Consider the following 22268-nt stretch of genomic DNA (forward strand, 5'->3'; position numbering starts at 1 on the left):
CGGCGGAGTCGACACCCGGACCTCGTCCGGCCTCAGCCCCGGGCGGCCGCGATCACCAGCGCCGCGGTCGAGCGGGCCAGCTGGGTGTCGTGACCGCGCTCGCGCAGCCGCATCGCCAGGTCGCCGCTGACGACGAGGAGCAGCCGCTCCGCGAGCTCGGCCGCGGCGGCCCCGGCGATCGGACGAGCGAGCTCGGTCAGCCGCGCCCGCATGCCCTCCGTGTCGGCGCGAACGGCGGATGCCACCTCCGGCGGCGGATCGGCGTATTCGGCGGCCGCGCCGAGGAAGGCGCACCAGCGCGACCCGCGCGGCTCGTCGCGGAACGCCGCCAGCGCGTCGAACACCGCCAGCAGCCGCTCCTCGTCGTCGGCGCCGCGCTCGACGGCGGCGTCCCACGTTTCGATCCAAGCCCGCTGCCGCCGCTCGAGCGCCGCCGCGAGCAGCGCCTCCTTGCTCGCGTACCCCCGGTAGAGCGTCGCCGCCGACACGCCCGCGCGGGCCAGCACGGCGTCGATCGGAGTCGCGGCGATGCCCTGAGTGAAGAAGAGATCCTCGGCGGCATCGAGGATCCGCTCCTGCGTCCGCGGCCGCATTCCCATGCCAGCACTCTATGCTCGGTAAAGTGAAACGGTCGTTTTTGTTTCGGCGGTGGGGTCTCGTCGCCTCCGGAGTCGCGCTGATCGCGGCGACCTACGGCCTCGTGCGCCTCGCCTTCGGACTCCACCTGCCCGACATGAGCGCCGACCTCGGCATCGACACCGCCGCGGCCGGCCTCGTCTCGGCGGCGGGGTCGATCGTCTACGCCCTCGCCGCGCTCGTCGGCTTCCTCGCCGCCGAGGGACATCCACGCCTCCTCGTCGTCGCGGCGATCCTCACGGCGGGCGGCGGTGCCGTCGGGATCGCGGCGGCGACGGATGCGGCGACCTTCGCCCCCGCTGCGGCGATCTCCTCCGCCGGCGCTGGGCTCGCCTCGCCCGCCCTCGTGCGCCTGGTGGCGCGTACGTTCGCCGAGCGCGAGTCGAGCACGCCGCAGGCGATCGTCAACGCCGGGACCGGCCCGGGCCTCGTCATCGCAGGCTTCATCGCCCTCGCCCTCACCCCCGACTGGCGCCTGTGCTGGCTGATCGCGGCAGTCGCGACCGTGACGGCGGGGGTCGCCGTCCTCATCGCCGATCGCCGGCGGAACAGCGCTCCGGGAGACGAAGGCGCGAGCCGGCCTCCCCTTCTTCCGCCGGGAGCGTGGTGGACGGCGCATCGCTCGGCGATCGCGGCATCCGTCCTTCTCGGAATCGGCGCGTCGGCGATCTGGAACTACGGCCGCACCGTCCTGGTCGACGCGGGCGGGTCGCAGACGCAGTCGGTGCTGGCGTGGATCGTGCTCGGATGCGGCGGCGCCGCCGTCATCGCGACATCGCGGCTCGTGTCCGGCCTGCACCCCCGGGCACTCTGGCTGATCGGCGCGGGGCTCATCGCCGGGTCGACACTCGCGGTGGGCGCCACCCCGACGAACACGGCGCTCGCCCTCGGTGCGTGCGCCGTGTTCGGGTGGGCGTACGTCACCGCTTCAGGAGCGCTCATCGGGTGGACGACGCGGATCGATGCCGTACACGCGGCCGCCGGCACAGCACTGCTGTTCGTGACCTTCATGGTCGGACAGGCCATAGGCGCGGCAGCGATCGGCGCACTGCTCCCCCGCGGCGGACCGGCGCTCGTCTTCGCCGCAGCCGCCGCGACGTGCCTGACCGGTGGTGCGGTCCTGATCTCACCGCGCCACCGCGAAGCGACCCCACCCCGCGCCTGAGCGGCGATCTCGGCCTACCCGCCGATCGCGTTCATCCCGCGGGCGGGCTGCAGGAAGCCCGGGTCGTCGATCGCGTGACCGGCCTTCTTGCCGGCGATGCAGTTTCGGAGCACACGATCGATCCGCTCGGCTCGCGCCTCGGGCGGCGTCTCGGAGCGCAGCACCGGCAGCAGGTCGTACTCGTCGATCGAGAAGAGGCAGTTGCGCAGCTGGCCGTCGGCGGTCAGCCGCATCCTGTCGCACGCGCCGCAGAACGGGGCGGTCACCGATGCGATGACGCCGACCGTGTGCGGGCCGCCGTCGAGCCGCCACCGCTCCGCGGGCGCGCCGCCACGCCCCGGGACGGGCTCGAGGCTCCAGCGCGCCGCGAGCGCTTCGAGGATCTCCTCGCGCGTGACCATGCTCGACCGGTCCCACGTGTGGCCGGCATCCAGCGGCATCTGCTCGATGAATCGCATCTGCGCGTCGTGCGCCACGGCGAAGGCCACAAGGTCGGCGAGCTCGTCGTCGTTGACACCGCGCATCGCGACCGCGTTGATCTTCAGCGGCCGGAGCCCGGACGCCTGGGCCGCGCGCACCCCGTCGAGCACCTCGTCGAGGCGGTCACGACGGGTGAGGTTTCGGAACCGCTCCCGGTCGAGGGTGTCGAGCGAGATGTTCAGGCGAGCGAGCCCCGCGGCGACGAGGTCGGGCAGCACCTCGGGCAACCGGATGCCGTTCGTGGTCATGGCGATCTCGATCGGGCCGTCGGGCGACGCGATGGCCGCGAGCCGCCGCACGATCTCGACGATGTCGGTGCGCAGCAGCGGTTCCCCGCCGGTGAGGCGGAAGGTCGTGATGCCCGCGGCTGCGGCGACGGTCGCGACCTCGACGATCTCATCCAGGGTGAGGATGCTCTGCCGCGCGAGCCATTCGTTGCCCTGCTCGGGCATGCAGTACGTGCAGCGCAGCGAGCAGCGGTCGGTCAGCGAGATGCGCAGGTCGCGGTGGACCCGGGCGAATCTGTCGACGAGCGGCTCCCCCATGGGTCGAGCGTAAGCGGCTCCGGAGCATCCGAGGGCCGGCCGCGACCGATCGGAGCCGCGTTTTGTGGTCTGACAGCACCTTGCTTAGTGGTCTGACCACGCGTAGCATTATTCCCGGCCGCCCCTGAGACCGGGGAAAACCACACTCGATACCTTCAGCCTGTCGAAACCCTCGCCTCCCGAAAGGCACGCCCCGATGGACTTCCTCGATCCGCTCCTGCTGGCACGCTGGCAGTTCGGTCTGACGACGCTGTACCACTACCTCTTCGTGCCGCTGACCCTCGGGATGGCTCTCGTGGTGGCGATCTTCCAGACGGTGTGGCACCGCACCGGCAACGTGAAGTGGCTGCACCTGACCCGCCTGTTCGGCAAGATCTTCCTCATCAACTTCGCCATGGGCGTCGTGACCGGCATCGTCCAGGAGTTCCAGTTCGGCATGAACTGGTCGGCCTACTCCCGTTTCGTCGGCGACATCTTCGGCGCACCGCTGGCCTTCGAGGGTCTCCTCGCCTTCTTCTTCGAGGCGACCTTCATCGGCTTGTGGATCTTCGGCTGGGACAAGCTGCCCAAGGCGCTGCACCTGTTCTCGATCTGGATGGTCGTGCTCGGGTCGACCCTGTCGGCCTACTTCATCCTCGCCGCCAACGCGTTCATGCAGAACCCGGTCGGATACCAGATCGCCGCCGACGGCGGCCGGGCCGAACTGATCGACTTCGGCGCGGTCCTGACCAACCCGATCGTGCTGGCCGCTTTCCCGCACACGATCTTCGCCGCCTGGATGTTCGCCGCTGCCGTGGTCATCGCGGTCGCAGCCTGGCACCTCTCGCGCGCGCAGCACGTCGAGACGATGCGTCCCGCCCTCCGCTTCGGCATGTGGGGCATGATCGTCTCGTTCGTCGGGGTCGCGCTCTCGGGAGATCAGCTGAGCCTCGTGATGGTGGCGACGCAGCCCATGAAGATGGCCGCGGCCGAAGCCATGTTCAACAGTGCCTGCGGGGCTGACGCGTCCTTCTCGATCTTCTCCATCGGAACCCCCGACGGCACCGAAGAGGTCTGGTCGCTGCGCGTGCCGTACCTGCTGTCGTTCCTGTCGACCCACAGCTTCGACGGGTGCGTCGAAGGCCTCAACGACCTGCAGGCGCAGTACACCGAGACCTTCGGGGCGGGCGTCGACTACCGCCCCATCGTGTGGGTCACCTACTGGTCGTTCCGCTGGATGATCGGCCTCGGGGGCATCGCTACCCTCATCTCGGTCGCCGGCCTCTGGGTCACGCGCAAGAAGGCTCAGCGCCCCGTCGCCCGGTGGATGTGGAAGGTCGCCATCTGGTCCGCTCCCCTCCCCCTTCTCGGCAGCCTCGTCGGCTGGGTCTTCACCGAGATGGGCCGCCAGCCCTGGATCGTCTTCAGCCTCATGCTGACCGAGGACGGCGTCTCACCGAACGTGCCCGGTTGGACGGTGCTCATCTCGCTGATCGCGTTCACCGCGGTGTACGCCTCGCTCGCCGTCGTCGAGTTCGGCCTCATCCGCAAGGCCGCGCAGAAGGGCCCCGACCCGCTGGCCGAACCGGGCTCGCCCGAAGCCGAGAACCCCTCGGCGTCCCACACCCAGACCACCGTCTACTGAGGAGCACGACATGGATCTCGCATACGTCTGGTTCTTCATCGTCGGAGTGCTCTTCGTGGGCTACTTCGTCCTCGACGGGTTCGACTTCGGTGTCGGGATGTCGCTGCCCTTCCTCGGGAAGGACAACGTCTCGCGGCGCCAGATCATCAACACCATCGGCCCGGTCTGGGACCTCAACGAGACCTGGGTGATCGTGGCGGGCGCGTGTCTGTTCGCAGCGTTCCCGGAGTGGTACGCGACCCTGTTCAGCGGGTTCTACCTGCCGCTGCTCCTGATCCTCATCGCCCTGATCCTGCGCGGGGTCTCGTTCGAGTACCGCCACCAGCGCGATGACGCCACCTGGCGCAAGCGCTTCGATCTCATGATCGTGGTGGGCTCGGCACTCCCCGCCTTCCTCTGGGGCGTCGCGGTCGCCAACATCGTGCAGGGCGTTCCGATCGACGCAGACAAGGAGTTCACCGGCACCCTGTTCACGCTGCTGAACCCCTACGGCCTGCTCGGCGGCGTCGTCACGCTGCTGCTGTTCTTCACCCACGGGGTCTACTTCGTCGCCCTCAAGACCGACGGGGACGTGCGCGCGCAGGCCCGTCGCCTCGCGACGAAGTCGGGACTGCTGACCCTGGTCGCCGCGGCCGTCTTCCTCGCCTGGACCGTGCTGTCGGCGATGCAGGCGCAGGCGCCGCTGCTGCCGCTCGTGTTCGTGACGGCCGCCCTGGCCGCCGTCATGCTGATCGGAGCCATCCTCGCCAATGCCCGGGGTCGCGAGGGGTGGGCCTTCGCGGGAGGCGCCGGCACCGTGATGTTCGCCGTGCTGACCCTCTGGCTCTCGCTCTTCCCGAACGTGATGCCGTCGTCGACCGACCCCGCGTGGAACCTGACGATCGAGAACGCGTCGTCGACCGACTACACGCTGACGATCATGACCTGGGCAGCCGTGATCTTCCTGCCCCTCGTGCTGCTCTACCAGGGCTGGACGTACTGGGTCTTCCGCAAGCGCGTCACGCGGGCCCGTATCGAAGAGGCCGAGCTCGTCGCCCACTGACCGGATGACGGGATGCCTCGGATCCGCGCGATCGCGCCGGGCCCGAGGCATCCCGGTCCCGGGGTAAGGCAGGATCGAAGGGTGAGCATGGACGACCCCGAGGCGCCCGCGCGCTCGAGCGGGCGGCCCGTCGATCCGCGGCTGCTGCGCTATGCCCGCGCCTCGCGCGTCTTCTTCGTCGCGATCGGGGCGATCGGCCTCGCCCAGACCGCCGTGATCGTCGGCTTCGCGTGGCTGACCACGCAGGCCATCGTCGGCGCCATCGGCGGGATGCCGATCGCCGACCTCATGCGAACCCTCGCCGCTCTCGCGGCCGTCGTCGCCGCGCGCGCCGGGCTCCTCTGGCTGCGCGAAGCCGTCTCTGCTCGCGCCGCTGCCCGGGTGCGCAGCGAGTTGCGCGGCGCACTCACCTCCGCCGTCGGTCGCCTCGGCCCCGGATGGCTCGCGAGCCGCAACTCCGCTCAACTCGCCGTCACGGCAGGCCGCGGCCTCGACGCGCTCGACGCCTACTTCGGCCGTTACCTGCCGCAGCTCGTCCTGACGGTCATCGCGACCCCGGTGCTCATCGCCGTCATCTGGTGGAGCGATTGGATCTCCGGGCTCACGGTCCTGCTGACGATGCCGCTGATCCCGCTGTTCATGGTGCTGATCGGCCTAGCGACCCGCGCCGTCCAGCGCGCGCAGTGGCAGACGCTCCGCCAGCTCGCCGCCCGCTTCGCCGACACCGTCCGGGGCCTGTCGACGCTCACCGTGTTCGGGCGGCAGCACCGGGCCGCGACGTCGATCGAACGCGTGACGGAGAACTACCGCATCGAGACGATGCGCGTCCTGCGGGTGTCGTTCCTGTCGGGCTTCGCGTTGGAGTTCCTCGCGTCGATCTCCGTCGCGATCGTGGCGGTGTCGATCGGCTTCCGGCTCATCGACGGCTCGCTCGGCCTATCGGTCGGGCTCTTCGTGCTGCTGCTCGCCCCCGAGGCGTATCTTCCGCTCCGTCAGGTCGGCGTGCAGTTCCACGCCGCCGCAGAGGGGGTCGCCGCCACCGACGACGTCTTCGAGGTCCTCGACGCCGCGAGGGCGCTGCCGCAGCAGGATGCCGCGATCCCGGCGCCGACGGATGCCGCGACGACCGCGGCGGCGGAGCGCGGCGTCCTCCGCGCCCGTGAGCTTCGGGTGCAGCGCGGCGACTCGCTGCTCGCACCGGTGTCGTTCACGGCGAGGCCGGGCACGATCACACTCCTGTCAGGGCCGAGCGGCGCCGGCAAGTCCAGCGTCTTCGCCGCACTGCGCGGCGTGGCCCCCTTCGAGGGCGAGCTGACGCTCGACGGAGCGCAGGTTCCGCCGCCGGCGTCGTGGCTCGCCTGGGCCGGACAGGATCCGGGCCTCATCGCCGGCACTGTCGCCGAGAACGTCACTCTCGGCGCTTCGGCAGACCGCACCGCGGGGGCCGCGGACGAGCGTGCCATCTCGCGCGCGCTGGTGGCTGCCGGCGCCGCCGACCTCGACCCGACGCTCGAGCTCGGTGTCCGCGGCGCGGGCCTCTCCGGCGGTCAGGCGCAGCGGGTCGCGGTCGCGCGCGCCCTCTTCCGGCACGAGAGCGTCGGCGCGCCGGTGATCGCCCTCGACGAGCCGAGCGCGGCTCTCGACGCCGAGACCGAGGCCGCCCTGTGGCAGAGCCTGCGCCGCGTCGCGGATGACGGCGCGACCGTCCTGCTCGTCTCGCACCGGGAGACGGCCCGCTCCATCGCCGACGTGCTGGTGGACGTGCGACCCCGATCCGAGGTGACGGCATGACGACGACCGCCGACGTGCTCCGGGGCGCGATGCCGCCACCGAGACGGTTCTGGCGCGCGCTCGCGACCGGCTTCGCGACGGAGGCCTCGGCCGTCGCGCTCCTCGCGTGCAGCGCATGGCTCATCGTCCGCGCGAGCGAGCAGCCCGCGGTGATGTACGTGATGGCCGCCGTGGTCGGGGTACGGGCGTTCGCGATCTCGCGGGCCGTCTTCCGCTACCTCGAGCGCCTCACGTCGCACGACGCGGCGCTGCGCCAGCTCGCCACGACGCGCACCGACCTCGTCCGGCGTCTCATTCCGCTGGCGCCCGACGGGCTCGGCCGCATCCGCCGGGGATCCGCCCTGTCCGCCCTCGTCGACGATGTCGATGACCTGCAGAATCTGCCGCTGCGGGTCGTCGAGCCGCTCGTGGCATCGGCCACGGTCGCCCTCGCCGCCGTGATCTTCGTCATGACCGTCTCGTGGCCCGCCGGGCTCACCCTGCTCGGCTGCCTCATCGTCGCCGCGGCGGCGGCCACCGGCTGGGGCTGGGTTGCAGGCGCCCGCGCGGAGCGCACGATCGCGCCGCTCCGCGCCCGGCTCGCCGACGCCGTCGCCGACCACCTCGGCAGCCTTGACGTGCTGCTGGCGTACGGAGCCGAGGCGCAGAGCCGGCGCCGTATCGAGGCAGCCGACGCCGACCTCCGCCGCGCCGTCGTCCGCCGCGCCGGCGCGCAGGCCGGCAGTGCGGCCATCGTCTCCCTCGCCGCCGGCGCCGCGTCGATCCTCGCGGTCATGGTCACCGCTCCGGATGTCGCCGCCCTCGGCGGTCCGTGGTTGGCCGTCGCCGTCCTCGTGCCGATGGCCGTGTTCGAGGTCTTCCAGACGGTTCCGCTCGCAGCGGCATCCTGGCGTCAGGTGCGCGCGTCGGCAGAACGCATCGCCGAGACCGTGCCGAGCGGCATCCCCGCCGGCCTCGTCGACAGCAGCGTCGCTCCCACGGGTGTCGCGCCCGCGCTCGGCGACGGCCTGCACCTCCGCGACGTGTCGGTGACGTGGCCCGGCGCCGAGCGTCCCGCTCTCACGGGCGTCGACCTCGATGTCCGCCCGGGCGAGCGCCTGCTCGTCGTCGGCTCGAGCGGTGCGGGCAAGTCGACGCTCGCCCATGCCCTCGTCCGGTTCCTCGACGTCGACGGGAGCTACCGCGTCGGGCGCACCGACGTGCGGGACCTCTCTCCCGACGACGTGCGTCTGACGGTCGGACTGTGCGAGCAGCAGCCGATGCTCTTCGACGAGGACATCCGCCAGAACCTCCTGTTCGCCCGCGACACCGCGACCGACGCCGAGCTGGAGGCCGTGCTCGAGCGCGTCGGGCTGGGCGGCTGGCTGCGCGAGCGCGGCGGTCTCGACGCTCGCGTCGGCGAGCACGGCGCCCTCGTCTCGGGCGGCCAGGCGCAGCGCATCGCGCTCGCTCGTGCACTGCTGCACGGCTTCCCCGTGCTCGTGCTCGACGAGCCGACGGCCGGGGTCGACCCCGCGGCATCCGACGCGCTGATGCGCGATCTGCTCTCGGCCGTCGACGAGGAACGTGCCGTCGTGCTCATCTCGCACGTGCGGGTGCCGAGCTCGCTCGTCGACCGCACGGTCCGCATCTCCGACGGGCGTCTGGTCACGGGCTGACGCGCGCCCCCACCCCGCGAGGTCCCAGTTCGGCCGGGAAACCTGCCGACAAACCCGGCCCGTGTGGGACTTCGCTCGCCGTGGCCCGCCGCGACCGCCCCTGCGCAACCCGAGGTCCCCATTGAGCCGGAAATCCAGCCGGCAAACCCGGCCCAACTGGGACCTCGGCGGCGCCGCGCGACCGGGCCTCAGCGCCCGAGATCGATGCCGAAGGCCTGTGCGCCGGGAGAGGAGGGCAGGCGCTCGAAGCCCAGGCGGTCGTAGAAGGCGAGCGCGCCGGCGTTGGCGGCCGACGCGACCAGGTGCAGACGGGTGATGCCCGACGCCCGCAGCTGCTCCGACACCCGGTCGATCAGCCGTCGCCCCCACCCCTGTCCCTGCGCCCCGGGCAGCAGGTCGATGTGCAGGTGCGCCGGATACGCCTCGGCGAGCGGCTCGGCTCCGGGACGTCGGCCGTAGGCGTACCGCAGCGTGCCCGCCTGCCGCGAGGTGTCGTCGGGCGCGGGCTCGGGCCAGCGACCGGCGAACCGCGGCCACCACTCGGCGCGGAACCACTCCTCGAAGGCATCGGTATCGGGCGTCGCGACGACATAACCGATCGCGCGGTCGTCGTCATCGGCCACGACGAAGGAGAGATCCGGATGCCGCTCGGCGTAGGGCAGCACGTAGATCGCTCCCCAGATGTCGTCGTCGTCGAAGATCCCCGCGGCATCGGAGCCGTGGTCGGCGGTTCGCAGACAGATCTCGCTCAGCGCGGCGTCATCGCCGGGCCGGACGGCACGCATGTGGGGCATGCCCCCATCGTGCCACTCAGCCCCACGTGATCGCGGCGGTCGGCAGGGAGAGCGTCACAGATGCACCCGCACGAAGGTCCGCGGCCAGATCCACCGGGATGTCGACCGCCAGCGGCGGATCGGCGACGAGCACCCGCACCCCGCCGACGGTGGGTTCGAGCCGGACCACGGGGGCCCGCCACGCGACACGGCCGTCGTCCGACGACGCGGCCTCCGGCCGCACGAGCCCGTCGCCGGCCCCGATCTCCTCGAGCCGGACGTCGCCCGGGCGGAACAGCGCCGCGACCGATCCGCCGCCCTCACCGGGCCGCGCGATCGCGAGGGCACCGGCCCGCCAGACCGCTCCGTCGCCATGACCGACCACGTCCCCGACGACGCGGTTCACTCCCGCGATCGCCGCACCGAACGCCGTCGCCGGGCTCCGCAGCACCTCTCGGACCGAGCCGCTCTGCGTCACGGTTCCCTCCTCGAGCACGACGAGCCGATCGGCCACCGCCGCGGCATCGAGGGCGTCGTGGCTGACGATGACGGCCGTCGTCCCGGCGGCCCGCAGCTGCTCGCCGAGCATCGTCCGCAGCGACGCGGCGGTCGCCGGGTCGAGCGCCGTGAACGGTTCGTCGAGCAGGACGACGCGGGGCCGCGCGGCGAGCGCGCGGGCGAGGGCGACCCGTTGCTGCTGACCGCCGGACAGCTCTCGGGGGTACCGGCCGCCGACGCCGGCGAGACCGACGCGTTCGAGCCAGTCGTCGGCGGTGACGCGCGCCCGGCGCGCCGGCTCGCCGCGAGAGCGGAGCCCGAAGGCGACGTTCTCGCGCACCGAGAGGTGCGGGAAGAGCCCCGGGTCCTGTCGCAGCAGCACGATGCCGCGACGCTGCGGCGCCACGCGGCGGCCGGGACCGGCGACCTCGTCGTCGTCGACACGGATCGACCCCTCGTCGAGCGGGACGAGGCCGGCGATCGCCTCGAGCACCGTCGTCTTGCCCGCGCCGCTCGGCCCCATGACCGCGACGACCTCGCCCGGTTCGGCGACGAGCTCGGCGGCCACGGTGATGCCCGGGCGCTGCACCCGGACGCGGGCGGTGAGCCGCGCGCTCATCGGGCGCCGCCCGGCCGCCAGGCGCGCACGAGCAGGAGCGCCGCGATCGCGGTGATCAGCAGCAGGAGCGACAGCGCGACAGCCGTTCCCTGCGACACCCCCGCACCGTTGAACGCCGTGTAGATCGCCAGCGGCATCGTCTGCGTGACGCCGGGCGCGTTGCCCGCGAAGAGGGCGGTGGCGCCGAACTCGCCGAGGGCGCGCGCGAAGCACAGCACGGTTCCTGCGACTAGGCCGGGGGCGGCGAGCGGCAGGGTGACCCGGAACAGGATGCGCCACCGTCCCGCACCGAGAGCGGCGGCGGTCTGCTCGTAACCGGCTCCCGTGGCCCGCAGGGAGCCTTCGAGCGCGAGGACGAGGAAGGGCAGGGCGACGAAGGTCTGCGCGATGACGACGGCCGTGGTCGTGAAGGGGATGCGGATGCCGGCTTCGCCGAGCATCGCGCCCAGCCAGCCGGTCCGCCCGAACAGGAACAGCAGTGCGACGCCGCCGACCATGGGCGGCAGCACGAGCGGGACCGTCACGACGGCGCGCAGCACCGCCGCACCGCGGGCACCTGCTCGGGCGATCGTCAGGGCGAGCGGAACGCCGAGCACGATGCACGCAGCGGTGGCCGCGAGCGCGGTCTGCAGCGAGAGCGCGAGCGCCGCGCCGGCCTCGGGCGAGGTGACGTCGGCCCACACCGTCGCGGGGTCGACGCGCCCCACCAGCGCGACGAGCGGGACCACGAGCAGCGCGAGCCCGACGACGGCCGGCACGAGCAGGACACGCGGCACATACCCCGACGCGTCGCGGCGCATCGACCGGTGACCGCCTGCCCGGCCGCCGCTCACGGCGCCCCGAACCCGAGACGGCGGAGCACCGCCTGGCCGTCCGCAGACAGCACGTAGGCGACGAACTGCTCGGCGGCCTCGGGCGCACGGGCGCCGGCCAGCGCGGCGATCGGATAGCGGTTGACCACCTCGTCGGCGCCGGGAGTGTCGACGATCTCGACGTCGTCGGTCAGGGCGGCATCCGTGACGTAGACGAGCCCCGCATCGGCTTCGCCGCCGGCGACCTTCGTCAATACGGCCGTGACGTTCTGCTCGTAGCTGTCGACGCTCGCCGTGACACCGGCGTCGCTGAGAAGCGTCTCCGACGCCGCCCCGCACGGCACCGCCTGTGCGCACAGCACGACGGTGCGGCCGGCGTCCGCGAGGTCGGCGAGGCCGGCGACCGCGCCGGGGTTGCCGGCGGGCACGACGAGGGTGAGGCGGTTCGTCGCGAAGATCTGCGGGTCGGCCGCGAGCCCGGCCGCGACGACCTTCTGCATGTTCGCCTCGTCGGCCGAGGCGAACACGTCGGCGGGGGCGCCCTCGGTCAGCTGCGTCGCGAGCGTCGAGGACCCGTCGTAGCTGATGGGCGAGATGGCGACCGTCGGATGCCGCTGCTCGAACCGCACAGCCAGCTCGTCGAAGCCCGCCTTCAGCGACGCCGCGGCGAACACGGTGACCTCGCCTGAGATGTCGGGGGCCGCGGACCCGGACTCCGACTCCGCGACGCCGGGCGCGGCATCCGTCCCCGCGTCGGGGCCGCCGCCCGCGGCGCATCCGGCCAGGAGGAGCAGGGCGGCGGCGAGGGCGGCGAGGCTCGTTCGTCGGGTGCGCACGGCTCAGTCCTTCGGGGTCTCGACGACGACGGTGGTGGCCTTGACGACGGCGACGGCGAGAGACCCGGGCTCGAGCTCCAGCTCGCGCGCCGCCTCGGCCGACATCAGCGACACGATCCGGTGCGGTCCGGACTGCACGTCGACCTGCGCCATCACGCCGTCGATCTGCACGCGGGTGACGAGGCCGACGAATCGGTTGCGGGCGCTCGAAAGCCGGTCCGACGGGTCGGCTGCGGCCGAAGCCAGCTCGACCGCGTGGGCGGCGAGCGCGTCGCCCGGCACCCGTGCGGGGCTTTCATCGGTGACCGGGAGGACGCCGTGGTCGATCCAGCGGCGCACGGTGTCGTCACTGACGCCGAGCAGGCGCGCCGCCTCCGAGATTCGGTATGCCGTCATGCACTGAACTTACCCGCATCTGCGGACCGACGGGGCCGAATCCGCCGCATTCACGGATGCGTGTGACGCCTCGCCTCCCGTCCGCCCGGGTTGCCCGCGCGCGCGTCTAGCCTGATCCCATGACCGTCCCGCCTCTTGTCGCCGCCACCGGGCCTCTGTCGGATCGCGAGCGCGAGCGCACCGCGAGGCACGCCGTCCTCGCGGGCCTCGGCGACCAGGGGCAGCGGCGACTCGCGGCCTCCCACGTCGCCGTCGTCGGCGCAGGAGGCCTCGGCTCGCCGGTGATCCTCGCCCTCGCAGCTGCCGGAGTCGGGACGATCACCGTCATCGACGACGACGAGGTCGAGTACGCCAACCTCCAGCGCCAGGTCATCCACCGGGTCGACGACGTCGGTTCGCCGAAGGTCGCCTCCGCCGTGCGCGCCGCCGCCGCGCTCTCCCCGGAGACCCGGATCGAGACGCGTCGGGAGCGGCTGGATGCCACCAACGCGTCGCGGCTGCTGGCGGGGAGCGACCTCGTCATCGACGGCACCGACACGTTCGAGACCCGCACCGTCGTGGCCGCCGCGTGCGCTTCGCTCGGGCTGCCGCTCGTCTGGGGCGTGATCCAGGAGTTCCACGCGCAGGTCACCGTCTTCTGGACCGCGCCGCCCGAAGGCGTACCGGCGATCGGCCTCGACGATCTCTACCCGGCCGGCAGCGCCGACGACCTGCCGACGTGCGCCGAGGTCGGCGTGCTCGGCTCGCTCTGCATGACGGTGGGCGGGATGCTCGCGACCGAGGCGATCAAGCTCATCACCGGAGTGGGCGAGCCGCTCCTGGGCCGGCTCGTCGTCGTCGACGCCCTCACCGGCACCCAGAGCGAGGTGCCGCTGCGCGCGGCGTCGAGTGCGCTATCGCAGGCCCCCGTTCCGCCGACCCCACCCGAGCGGACGTGGACGGCGGCGCCCGAGGTCGATCTCGAGCAGCTCCGAGCGCAGCAGTCCGCCGGTGCGGTGGTGCTCGATGTACGCGAGCCCCACGAGACGGCGACCGGCGTGCTTCCCGGATCGGTGGTGTTGCCGCTGGGAGAACTGCTCGCGGCCCCTGACCGCGTCGACGCCGAGCGGGTCGTGGTCGTGTGCGCGCACGGCATCCGAGCCCATCGCGCGGCCGATGTCCTCCGGGGCCGCGGTGTCGCGGCATCCGTGCTCGCGGGCGGACTCGCGCGGTGGCAGTCGTGAGCGGCGGGCTGCGCACCGTCGAGGAGCAGCTCGCCGACGTCCTCGCCGCCGTCCGCCCGCTGCCGACCCGCACGGTCGGGCTCGCCGATGCCGCCGGCTGCGTCCTTCGCGAGGCCGCCGTCGCCCGCGGGGGTATCCCCGACTTCGACAACTCGGCGATGGACGGTTTCGCCGTGCGCTTCGACGACGTCGCGGGCGCGTCGCCCGAGCACCCCGTCGATCTGGCGGTCGTCGCCGACCTGCCGGCCGGCTCCGCCGACGATCCGTCCCTGAGCCCCGGGCAGGCCGCGCGCATCATGACGGGCGCACCGGTGCCGACGGACGCCGACACGATCGTGCCGTTCGAAGACACCGCGGGGGGCCTCGACGATTCGCTAACGACCGCGCGCGTGCTCGCGGCTCCCGCCCGGCGGGGCGTGTTCCTCCGGCGCGCGCACGACGACATCCGCCCCGGCGATACGGTGCTGGACTCCGGTGTGCCGCTCGGCCCTCGGCAGCTCGCCGCCCTCGCTGCCGCCGACATCGCACGGGTCACGGTCTCGGAGGCACCGCACGTCGTCGTCATCTCGACCGGCAGCGAACTGGTCGAGCCCGGTCTTCCCCGCTCCCGCGGGCAGATTCCCGAGTCCAACGGCCTGCTGCTCGAGACGCTCGTCCGTCAGGCGGGCGGCGACGTCGTCCGCCGTGTGCACGTCGACGACGGCGGCAGCGCGTTCCGTCGCGAGTTCGCCGCAGCGACGACCGGAGGATCCCGCGCGGATGTCGTCATCACCTCGGGAGGGGTGAGCGCGGGCGCTTACGAGGTCGTCAAGACCGAGCTCGGCGACGCGCTGCGCTTCTCGCGGGTGGCGATGCAGCCGGGCAAGCCGCAGGCCTTCGGGGTCCTGCCGTCGGGAACCCTCGTCTTCGGCCTGCCGGGCAATCCGGTGAGCGCGGCGGTGTCATTCGACGTGTTCGTGCGCCCCGCCCTGCTCGCCCTCCAGGGCCGCTCAGACCTCCACCGGCCCGCGTTGCGTCTTCCCGCTGCCGAATCCTGGCACACACCGCCGGGGCGCCGGCAGTACCTTCCCGCAGTCATCGACCGCAGCGATCCCGCCCGGTGGCGCGTGCGCCCGGCGACACCGGGCGGCTCGGGCTCGCACCTGGCGGGCGCCCTCGCCCTCGCCGAGGCGTACGCGGTCGTCCCGGCCGAGACGGCCGTCGTCGAGCCCGGCGACCTCGTCGAGGTCCTGCTGCTGGAAGGATGAGGGCATGAGCTTCACTCACCTCGACGACGCCGGTCACGCTCGCATGGTCGACGTCACCGCGAAGCACCCGACCGTCCGCGCTGCGACGGCTCGCGGGTTCGTCCGCTGCTCGCCCGAGGTCGTCGCGTCCCTCCGCGACGGCACGGTGCCGAAGGGCGACGTCCTCGCCGTCGCGCGCATCGCCGGCATCCAGGCAGCCAAGCGCACGCCGGAGCTTCTCCCCCTCGCCCATGTGATCGGGGTGCACGGGGTCGTCGTCGACCTCGACATCACCGACGCGGGCATCGAGATCGAGGCGACCGCGCGCACCGCCGACCGCACCGGCGTCGAGATGGAGGCGCTCACCTCGGTCTCGGTCGCCGCCCTCGCCGTCGTCGACATGGTGAAGGGCATCGATAAGGCGACCTCGATCGAGAACATCCGCATCACCGCGAAGTCCGGCGGCCGCAGCGGCGACTGGCAGCGCCCCGGCGAGGGCGCCTGATGGCGCGCGTCCGCTACTTCGCCGCGGCTGCCGAGCGCGCGGGACGGAGCGAGGAGGTTCGCTCCGAGAACAGCCTCGGCGCTCTGCGCGACGCACTGTCGCGGGAGCATCCCGGGCTGGCGGCGATCCTGCCGAAATGCGCCGTCCTGGTCGACGGCGCACGCGCCGCCGACTCCAGCGAGATCGGCCCCGACGTCACCGTCGACATCCTCCCGCCCTTCGCAGGCGGCTGAGTCACCCGCCGTCCGAGAGGATCAGCCGCCGATCCCCTTCCACGCCGTCGTGCCGTCCGCCTCGATCTGCTGCTTCCAGATCGGCAGCTCGCGCTTGATCGCCTCGATCAGCTCGCGGCACACCTCGAATGCGTCGCCCCGGTGCGCCGTGCCCACCGCGATGACGACGGCGGCATCCCCCACCGCGAGGTCGCCGATGCGGTGACTGACCGCCACGATGCCGTCGCGGTCGCCGAGCGCGGCCGCAGCGATGGCCCGCAGTGTCGTCTCGGCGTCGGGGTGAGCCTCGTAGTGCAGCGCCGAGACCGCGCCGGCGGCATCCGGGTCGTGATCGCGCACGGTCCCGACGAAGCTCGTCACGGCCCCGATAGCGGGGGAATCGACGGCCGCGAGATGCTGGGAGACGTCGAGGGGCTCCGCGGTGATGCGGGCGATGCGGATCTCGCCCATCAGTGATCGTGCCCGTCGAGCTGGGCGACGACGTGCCCGGCGATCCCCGTCACCACGTCGATACCGGATGCCACGGCGCGTGGCGACCCCGGCAGGTTCACGATGAGCGTTCGCCCGGCCACCCCTGCTCGCCCGCGTGAGAGGACGGCCGTGGGCGTCTCGGCTACACCGCGCCGGCGCAGCTCTTCGGCCACGCCGGGCAGCTCGCGCTCGATGACCTCGCCGGTGCCTTCGGGAGTCTCGTCGCGCGGCGCCACGCCGGTTCCGCCGGTCGTGACGATCAGACGCGCTCCGCCTGCGATCGCGGCCCGCAGCGCCCCGGCCACCGAGGCAGCACCGTCGGCGACGACGGCGGCGTCGGCGCAGTCCCATCCCGCGGCGCGCAAGGCCTCGACGGCGACGGGACCGGCCGCATCCGGACGCTCACCCCGGGCCGAGCGATCGGACACGGTGATGACGGCGGCGGAACGGCTCACGACCCCACCCTAGGGGCGTCCGCACCCGCTCGCGCGGTGTCGTCGTCGGCGTGGGTGTTCTCGACGGCGATCCGCCCTTCCTCGACCTTTCCTTCTGCCATCTCGGTGATGCGCGTCGCCATCGCGGTGAAGATGAGCCCGTGGAACGGCAGAACGCCGAGCCAGTACAGTCGCCCGGCCAGTCCGCGCGGGAAGAAGATCGCGCGCTGCTCGTACCGGGCACCGCCCTCGCGCGGCGCGACCTTCAGCTCGAGCCAGGCCTCCCCCGGCACCCGCATCTCGGCACGCAGACGCAGCAGGCGCCCCTCCTCGACGGCCTCGACACGCCAGAAGTCGATCGCGTCCCCGACCCGCACCTTGCCCCGGCTGCGGCGCCCGCGCGCGAGGCCGATGCCGCCGACCAGGCGGTCCATCCAGCCGCGGATCTCCCACAGCGCGCGCGCCGAGTACCAGCCGTTCGTGCCGCCGATGCCTGCGATGACCTCCCAGAGCCGCTCGGGCGAGGCGCTCGTGTCGGCGGAGCGCTCGTCGGTGAAGACGGTCCGGCCCGCCCACTCGGGGTCGCTCGGCAGCGGATCGCTCGGCGCGCCGAGCACGTCGGCGTCCTGCCAGCTCGTCTCGACCTCGTCGGCATCCACCCGGCCGAGCGCCAGCCGCACGCTCGTCCGGTACGACGTCAGGCCTCCCTCGGGCTGCGGGATGATGTCGTCGATGTCGTGGTCGTCCATGACGCACTCGTTCTGGAGCGACGCGATGAGCGGGCGTGCGATGGCGCGTGGCACGGGCGTCACGAGGTTCACCCAGTGCGAGGCGAGCCCGGGTGTGAGCACCGGCAGAGCCGCGATCGCCCGCTGCCGCAGGCCCGCCTCGAGGGCGTATCCGTTCATCATCTGCCCGTAGCGCAGCACGTCGGGACCGCCGATGTCGACGGCGCGGTTCAGCTCGGGATCCACGCGCGCCGCGCCGAGCAGGTAGTGCAGCACGTCGCGGACCGCGATCGGCTGGATGCGGTTTCGCACCCACTTGGGCGCCGGCATGTACGGCAGCACGTCGGTGAGGTGACGCACCATCTCGAACGACGCCGACCCTGACCCGATGACGACGCCCGCCTGCAGCACGAGGGTCGGCACGCCGGACTCCAGCAGGATCTCGCCGACCTCCACGCGCGAGCGCAGGTGCGGCGACAACTCGGCATCGGAGGGGTGGAGCCCGCCGAGATAGACGATGCGCTTCACGGATGCCGCCGCCGCGGCATCGGCGACCGTGCGGGCGGCCCGTTCGTCGGCCTCCTCGAAGCCTGCCCCCGCCCCCATCGAGTGGATCAGGTAGTAGACGACGTCCACGTCGGACACGGCCTCGGCGACGGCATCCGCGTCGTCGGCCGAGCCGCCCACGATCTCGACGGCGTCGCCCCACGGAAAGCTCGCGACGCGTTCGGGCGTGCGCGCCAGCACGCGCACGCGGTATCCCGCCGCGACGAGACGTGGCACGAGTCGTCCGCCGATGTATCCGGTGGCGCCGAGGACGAGGGCTCGCGGCGCCGATCCGTCCGGTCGGGGCTGCGCCTGCAGCTCGGGCTCGTGTCCGGTAGGTGCGGTCAGCTCGGTCATGATCAGACGGTAGGCGCGGACCGGTCCCGACCGACACGACTTGACATGCGACGGATCGCCCGTTGCCGCCCGGGCACTGTGTCCGCGTCGCCTCACGCGCGCGCGATAGGCGGCGATGCGCCGGATCGCAACGCCCCCGCGCGAGATTGCGCCCGCCCCGGCACCGGGGTCTACGCTCCCGTGAGCGAAGGACAGTCGTCTGGCGACCCGAGCCCGGCGACGCTGCCGGAGGAGAACCGAATATGTCACGCACGCGCACGAAGCGGCCCGCCCGCCGACGTCTCGAGGTCGACGACGTCATCGTCGTCGAACGCAAGAAGGTCCGAACCGCCATCTCGGGCACCGTCGTCGGCAACTTCATGGAATGGTTCGACTTCGGCATCTACGGCTACCTCGCCGTGACGCTCACCGTCGTCTTCGCCGAGGACATCCCCGACCCGTGGGGCCTGCTGGTGACCCTCCTCGGCTTCGCCGTGTCGTTCCTCGTGCGTCCCCTGGGCGGGATCGTGCTCGGCCCCCTCGGCGACCGGATCGGGCGGCAGAAGGTCCTGTTCCTGACGATGGCGATGATGGCGACCGCGACCGCGCTCATCGGCCTGCTGCCGACCTCGGCGCAGATCGGCATCTGGGCGGTCGTGCCCCTGTATGTGCTGAAGATGGTGCAGGGCTTCTCGACCGGCGGCGAGTACGCCGGGGCCTCGACGTACGTGACCGAGTTCTCACCCGACCGCTCGCGGGGCTTCTGGGCCTCGTGGCTCGACGTCGGCTCGTACGTCGGCTTCGCCGCCGGCGCCACGGTCGTCGCGCTGACGACCCTCATCACGCAGGGACTCTGGGGCCCCGACGCGATGGTCGACGGCGGCTGGCGCATCCCGTTCCTCGTCGCCATCCCGCTCGGCATCGTCGCCATCTGGTTCCGCCTGCGCATCCCGGAGACCCCGGCGTTCGAGCAGGAGTCGGAGTCGGCCGCGGCGCCCAGCAAGGACGACCCGATGGCTCGTCACGGCATCGGCGGCATCCTGCGCCACCACTGGCGGACGATCCTCGTCGCCGTGGCGATCGTCGCGGCGACCAACACGGCCGGCTACGCGCTGACCAGCTACATGCCGACCTACCTCGAGAAGGAGGTCGGACTCTCGAACCTCTCCGCCGCGGTGGCGACGGTTCCCGTGCTCGTGGTGATGTCGGCGACCCTGCCCTTCGTCGGCCGGCTCAGCGACCGCTTCGGCCGGCGGCGCATCTACGCATTCGCGATCGGAGCGTCGCTCGTCCTGACGGTGCCGGCGTTCGCGATCATGCAGATCGGCGAGCTGTGGGCGGTCTTCATCGCGCTGGGCATCATCGCGGTGCCGGTGGCGCTGTTCGTCGCGATCTCGGCGAGCGCCCTGCCGGCACTGTTCCCCACCGCCACCCGCTTCGGCGCGATGGGCATCGCCTACAACCTGGCCGTGTCGCTCTTCGGCGGCACGACACCGCTTTTCAGCCAGGCGCTCATCGAGTGGACGGGCAACACGTACATGCCGGCGTTCTACATCATGTTCTTCTCGGCTCTCGCCGCCGTCGCGCTCTTCGCGATGCGCGAGACGGCCCAGCGGCCCCTCCTCGGCTCCGTGCCGACGGTCGAGACCATCGCCGAGGCCCAGGCTCTCGTCGCCGGGCAGGACGACGATCCGCGCATCGACACCTCGACGATGCCGCTCGACATCGTCCGCCCCTGAGGCGCCGTCGGCCCGGGCGCGTCCTCAGCGCCGCCCGGTGCCGAAGATGCCCCGGATGACGCCGGTCAGCACCTCCTGGGCCGCACGCGAGCCGAGGATCTGCTCCGCCGGCGTCTTCCGGCGCGACCGCGTGTTCGAGGTCATGCTGCGCAGCATCCGGTCGTATTCGCGACGCTCTTTCGCCTCGTCGGCCGCGGCCTGCTTGCGGATGGCTGCGAGCTGCTTCGCGTAGGCGGCGTCGGCCTTGGCGCGCAGCTTCGCGGCGTCCTGCTCGGCCTTGCGGCGCGCGGCCTCGGCCTCGGCCGCGTCGAGCGCCGCCTGGGCCGCGTTCATGCGGGCTGTGAGGATCTCGCGCGCCGACTCGCGGTCGATCGCCTCGGCGTAGCGCGGCCGGATCTCGGATGCCGACACGCGGGCCTCGACCTCCGCTGCCGTCGCCGGCGACATCGCGGCCTGCGGCGCGCGGAGCCGCGTCCAGGCGACGGGCGTGGGCGCGCCCTTCTCGTTCATCACCGTGACGATCGCCTCGCCGGTGCCGAGCTCCTGGAGGACCCGCTCGAGGTCGTAGCCCGAGCGCGGGTAGGTGCGCACGCTCGCGCGCAGGGCGGTGACGTCGTCGGGCGTGAAGGCCCGCAGCGCGTGCTGCACGCGCGAGCCCAGCTGCGCCAGAACGTCGGACGGCACGTCCTTGGGCGTCTGCGTGACGAAGAAGACGCCGACGCCCTTCGAGCGGATGAGGCGGACGGTCTGGACGACGGCGGCGAGGAAGTCCTTCGACGCGTCGCGAAACAGCAGATGCGCCTCGTCGAAGAAGAACACGAGCCCCGGTTTGTCGGCATCGCCGACCTCGGGGAGCACCTCGAACAGCTCGGCCAGCAGGTACATGAGGAACGTCGAGTAGAGCACCGGCCGGTCGGCCACACCGGGTACCTCCAGCAGGGTGATGACGCCCTCGCCCGCGTCGGTGGTGCGCAGAAGGTCGCGGACGTCGAACTCCGGTTCGCCGAAGAAGACGTCGGCCCCGGCATCGGCGAAGGTGACGAGCTCGCGGAGGATGACACCGGCCGTGGCTTTCGAGAGTCCGCCGAGCTCGGCGAGCTCGGCTTTGCCGTCATCGCTCGTGAGGTAGGTCAGCACCGCGCGCAGGTCGGCGAGGTCGACGAGCGCCAGGCCGTTGGCGTCGGCGTAGTGGAAGACGAGACCGAGGCTCGACTCCTGCGTCGCGTTGAGCCCGAGCACGCGGCTCAGCAGCAGCGGACCGAAGCCCGAGACGGTCGCGCGCACGGGCGTTCCCGCTCCGCGGTCGCCGAGCGCGAGGAACTCCGTCGCGAAAGAGCGCGGCGTCCACTCCTGCCCGATGGCGCCCGTCCGGAAGAGCAGCTTCTCGCTCGTCTCCCCCGGCTCGGCCAGTCCCGACAGGTCGCCCTTGATGTCGGCGGCGAACACCGGCACACCGTTCGCCGCGAGCTGCTCCGCGAGAACCTGAAGGGTGCGCGTCTTGCCCGTGCCGGTGGCGCCTGCCACGAGACCGTGACGGTTCGTCATCGCGAGCGGGATGCGGACCGGCGCATCGCGCAGCGGCTCGCCGTTCAGGAGAGCCCCGAGCTCGAGGGCGGGCCCGTCGAACGCGTAGCCCCGGCGGATGTCGTCGACCTCGGATCCGTCGAGAGGACCCGCCGCATCGGCGGGCTCGGGTTCCCCCGCCGACTCCGACGGCTCGGGTGGCGGGACCGCAGCCGCCGGCTCGGCTTTCCCGTCCGGACCCGACGACTCGGGTCGCCCGGCCGCAGCACGGGCGGCATCCGCTTCGGCGGCGGCCAGGGCGGCGCGCGCCCGTGCGGCGACGAGGGCTGCCTCGGCGGCCTCCGCCTCGGCGCGCAGCCGGGCGAGATCGGCCGCAGCGACCGCGGCAGCGGAAGGAACGGCCGGATCGTCGGGCGAGACGCTCATGG

General features: G+C 72.6%; 21 protein-coding genes. 10 read left to right on the forward strand and 11 right to left on the reverse strand.

Annotated elements, in window-relative coordinates; all coding sequences use genetic code 11:
• Positions 1–32: 32 nt before the first annotated feature.
• Positions 33–599, reverse strand: coding sequence for a TetR/AcrR family transcriptional regulator (locus C3481_RS05045; protein ID WP_103841036.1), 567 nt, complete (start codon positions 597–599; stop codon positions 33–35).
• A gap of 23 nt (positions 600–622) precedes the next feature.
• On the opposite strand from C3481_RS05045, the gene C3481_RS05050 reads away from it, so the two are divergent.
• Complete coding sequence (locus C3481_RS05050) at positions 623–1801, forward strand: MFS transporter (protein ID WP_181021884.1); 1179 nt, start codon at positions 623–625, stop codon at positions 1799–1801.
• Positions 1802–1815: 14 nt separating this feature from the next.
• On the opposite strand, the gene moaA is transcribed toward C3481_RS05050, so the two are convergent.
• On the reverse strand, positions 1816–2826 hold the full coding sequence (moaA, locus tag C3481_RS05055) for a GTP 3',8-cyclase MoaA (protein ID WP_023951975.1): 1011 nt from the start codon (positions 2824–2826) through the stop codon (positions 1816–1818).
• A gap of 196 nt (positions 2827–3022) precedes the next feature.
• Here moaA and C3481_RS05060 point away from each other — a divergent pair, with 196 nt between their 5' ends.
• From C3481_RS05060 to cydC, 4 genes are all read left to right on the forward strand, one after another.
• Entirely contained in the window at positions 3023–4450 is a 1428-nt protein-coding gene (locus C3481_RS05060) for a cytochrome ubiquinol oxidase subunit I (RefSeq protein WP_103841039.1), read from the forward strand.
• 10 nt (positions 4451–4460) lie between these two features.
• The gene (gene cydB / locus C3481_RS05065) at positions 4461–5492 is read left to right on the forward strand and encodes a cytochrome d ubiquinol oxidase subunit II (RefSeq protein WP_064955961.1); all 1032 of its coding nucleotides are present in this window, start codon (positions 4461–4463) and stop codon (positions 5490–5492) included.
• 87 nt (positions 5493–5579) lie between these two features.
• The gene (gene cydD, locus C3481_RS05070) at positions 5580–7283 is read left to right on the forward strand and encodes a thiol reductant ABC exporter subunit CydD (RefSeq protein ID WP_103841042.1); all 1704 of its coding nucleotides are present in this window, start codon (positions 5580–5582) and stop codon (positions 7281–7283) included.
• Positions 7280–8941: a thiol reductant ABC exporter subunit CydC gene (cydC, locus tag C3481_RS05075; RefSeq protein WP_103841044.1), complete on the forward strand. Its 1662-nt coding sequence runs from the start codon at positions 7280–7282 to the stop codon at positions 8939–8941. Before cydD ends, cydC begins: the two co-directional genes overlap by 4 nt.
• Positions 8942–9129: 188 nt before the next feature.
• Here cydC and C3481_RS05080 read toward each other — a convergent pair whose 3' ends face one another.
• The 5 genes from C3481_RS05080 to C3481_RS05100 are packed head-to-tail and all read right to left on the reverse strand — an operon-like array spanning position 9130 to position 12875.
• On the reverse strand, positions 9130–9735 hold the full coding sequence (locus C3481_RS05080; RefSeq protein WP_071918402.1) for a GNAT family N-acetyltransferase: 606 nt from the start codon (positions 9733–9735) through the stop codon (positions 9130–9132).
• A 16-nt stretch (positions 9736–9751) separates the two neighbouring features.
• On the reverse strand, positions 9752–10831 hold the full coding sequence (locus C3481_RS05085; protein ID WP_088380832.1) for an ABC transporter ATP-binding protein: 1080 nt from the start codon (positions 10829–10831) through the stop codon (positions 9752–9754).
• Positions 10828–11631: an ABC transporter permease gene (locus C3481_RS05090; RefSeq protein WP_103841046.1), complete on the reverse strand. Its 804-nt coding sequence runs from the start codon at positions 11629–11631 to the stop codon at positions 10828–10830. Before C3481_RS05090 ends, C3481_RS05085 begins: the two co-directional genes overlap by 4 nt.
• A 29-nt stretch (positions 11632–11660) precedes the next feature.
• Positions 11661–12479, reverse strand: a complete 819-nt coding sequence (gene modA / locus C3481_RS05095) for a molybdate ABC transporter substrate-binding protein (protein ID WP_064955966.1) — start codon at positions 12477–12479, stop codon at positions 11661–11663.
• A 3-nt stretch (positions 12480–12482) separates the two neighbouring features.
• The gene (locus C3481_RS05100) at positions 12483–12875 is read right to left on the reverse strand and encodes a molybdopterin-binding protein (RefSeq protein WP_023951991.1); all 393 of its coding nucleotides are present in this window, start codon (positions 12873–12875) and stop codon (positions 12483–12485) included.
• A gap of 119 nt (positions 12876–12994) precedes the next feature.
• Between C3481_RS05100 and C3481_RS05105 the strand changes: the two genes are divergently transcribed.
• Genes C3481_RS05105 through C3481_RS05120 form a run of 4 tightly spaced genes read left to right on the forward strand, consistent with a single transcriptional unit; the run spans position 12995 to position 16062 of the window.
• Positions 12995–14098 (forward strand): ThiF family adenylyltransferase, encoded by a 1104-nt coding sequence (locus C3481_RS05105; protein ID WP_103841048.1) that lies wholly within the window; start codon positions 12995–12997, stop codon positions 14096–14098.
• A complete protein-coding gene (gene glp, locus C3481_RS05110; protein WP_374754839.1) occupies positions 14086–15345 on the forward strand; it encodes a gephyrin-like molybdotransferase Glp in 1260 nt (419 codons plus the stop codon). Before C3481_RS05105 ends, glp begins: the two co-directional genes overlap by 13 nt.
• A 4-nt stretch (positions 15346–15349) precedes the next feature.
• Positions 15350–15829 (forward strand): cyclic pyranopterin monophosphate synthase MoaC, encoded by a 480-nt coding sequence (moaC, locus tag C3481_RS05115; RefSeq protein ID WP_103841050.1) that lies wholly within the window; start codon positions 15350–15352, stop codon positions 15827–15829.
• Positions 15829–16062 (forward strand): MoaD/ThiS family protein, encoded by a 234-nt coding sequence (locus C3481_RS05120; protein ID WP_023952001.1) that lies wholly within the window; start codon positions 15829–15831, stop codon positions 16060–16062. The genes moaC and C3481_RS05120 overlap by 1 nt, the downstream gene beginning before the upstream one ends.
• 21 nt (positions 16063–16083) lie before the next feature.
• Here the strand turns inward: C3481_RS05120 and C3481_RS05125 are convergent, their stop codons facing one another.
• The 3 genes from C3481_RS05125 to C3481_RS05135 are packed head-to-tail and all read right to left on the reverse strand — an operon-like array spanning position 16084 to position 18598.
• A complete protein-coding gene (locus C3481_RS05125; RefSeq protein ID WP_064955969.1) occupies positions 16084–16512 on the reverse strand; it encodes a molybdenum cofactor biosynthesis protein MoaE in 429 nt (142 codons plus the stop codon).
• Positions 16512–16988 carry a molybdenum cofactor biosynthesis protein B gene (locus tag C3481_RS05130; protein ID WP_023952005.1) on the reverse strand — a complete coding sequence of 159 codons (477 nt, stop codon included), beginning with the start codon at positions 16986–16988 and terminating at the stop codon, positions 16512–16514. The genes C3481_RS05125 and C3481_RS05130 overlap by 1 nt, the downstream gene beginning before the upstream one ends.
• Entirely contained in the window at positions 16985–18598 is a 1614-nt protein-coding gene (locus tag C3481_RS05135; protein WP_023952008.1) for an SDR family oxidoreductase, read from the reverse strand. The genes C3481_RS05130 and C3481_RS05135 overlap by 4 nt, the downstream gene beginning before the upstream one ends.
• 242 nt (positions 18599–18840) lie before the next feature.
• Here C3481_RS05135 and C3481_RS05140 point away from each other — a divergent pair, with 242 nt between their 5' ends.
• Positions 18841–20316, forward strand: coding sequence for an MFS transporter (locus C3481_RS05140; RefSeq protein ID WP_103841052.1), 1476 nt, complete (start codon positions 18841–18843; stop codon positions 20314–20316).
• A 24-nt stretch (positions 20317–20340) separates the two neighbouring features.
• Here C3481_RS05140 and C3481_RS05145 read toward each other — a convergent pair whose 3' ends face one another.
• Entirely contained in the window at positions 20341–22266 is a 1926-nt protein-coding gene (locus C3481_RS05145; protein ID WP_103841055.1) for a helicase HerA-like domain-containing protein, read from the reverse strand.
• Between the last annotated feature and the right edge of the window lie 2 nt (positions 22267–22268).

Origin of the sequence: Microbacterium sp. Ru50 (assembly GCF_002920555.1) — a bacterium.
Classification (GTDB): Bacteria; Actinomycetota; Actinomycetes; order Actinomycetales; family Microbacteriaceae; genus Microbacterium; species Microbacterium arborescens.

Excerpts from the sequence above, each read along its gene's own strand:
- moaC (WP_103841050.1), top strand. The coding sequence starts at position 15,350 with ATGAGCTTCACTCACCTCGACGACGCCGGTCACGCTCGCATGGTCGAC.
- C3481_RS05045 (WP_103841036.1), bottom strand. The coding sequence starts at position 599 with ATGGGAATGCGGCCGCGGACGCAGGAGCGGATCCTCGATGCCGCCGAG.
- C3481_RS05080 (WP_071918402.1), bottom strand. The coding sequence starts at position 9,735 with ATGCCCCACATGCGTGCCGTCCGGCCCGGCGATGACGCCGCGCTGAGC.
- cydB (WP_064955961.1), top strand. The coding sequence starts at position 4,461 with ATGGATCTCGCATACGTCTGGTTCTTCATCGTCGGAGTGCTCTTCGTG.
- C3481_RS05140 (WP_103841052.1), top strand. The coding sequence starts at position 18,841 with ATGTCACGCACGCGCACGAAGCGGCCCGCCCGCCGACGTCTCGAGGTC.
- C3481_RS05145 (WP_103841055.1), bottom strand. The coding sequence starts at position 22,266 with ATGAGCGTCTCGCCCGACGATCCGGCCGTTCCTTCCGCTGCCGCGGTC.
- moaA (WP_023951975.1), bottom strand. The coding sequence starts at position 2,826 with ATGGGGGAGCCGCTCGTCGACAGATTCGCCCGGGTCCACCGCGACCTG.
- C3481_RS05120 (WP_023952001.1), top strand. The coding sequence starts at position 15,829 with ATGGCGCGCGTCCGCTACTTCGCCGCGGCTGCCGAGCGCGCGGGACGG.
- C3481_RS05105 (WP_103841048.1), top strand. The coding sequence starts at position 12,995 with ATGACCGTCCCGCCTCTTGTCGCCGCCACCGGGCCTCTGTCGGATCGC.
- cydD (WP_103841042.1), top strand. The coding sequence starts at position 5,580 with ATGGACGACCCCGAGGCGCCCGCGCGCTCGAGCGGGCGGCCCGTCGAT.
- C3481_RS05100 (WP_023951991.1), bottom strand. The coding sequence starts at position 12,875 with ATGACGGCATACCGAATCTCGGAGGCGGCGCGCCTGCTCGGCGTCAGT.
- cydC (WP_103841044.1), top strand. The coding sequence starts at position 7,280 with ATGACGACGACCGCCGACGTGCTCCGGGGCGCGATGCCGCCACCGAGA.
- C3481_RS05085 (WP_088380832.1), bottom strand. The coding sequence starts at position 10,831 with ATGAGCGCGCGGCTCACCGCCCGCGTCCGGGTGCAGCGCCCGGGCATC.
- C3481_RS05090 (WP_103841046.1), bottom strand. The coding sequence starts at position 11,631 with ATGCGCCGCGACGCGTCGGGGTATGTGCCGCGTGTCCTGCTCGTGCCG.
- C3481_RS05125 (WP_064955969.1), bottom strand. The coding sequence starts at position 16,512 with ATGGGCGAGATCCGCATCGCCCGCATCACCGCGGAGCCCCTCGACGTC.
- C3481_RS05135 (WP_023952008.1), bottom strand. The coding sequence starts at position 18,598 with ATGACCGAGCTGACCGCACCTACCGGACACGAGCCCGAGCTGCAGGCG.
- C3481_RS05060 (WP_103841039.1), top strand. The coding sequence starts at position 3,023 with ATGGACTTCCTCGATCCGCTCCTGCTGGCACGCTGGCAGTTCGGTCTG.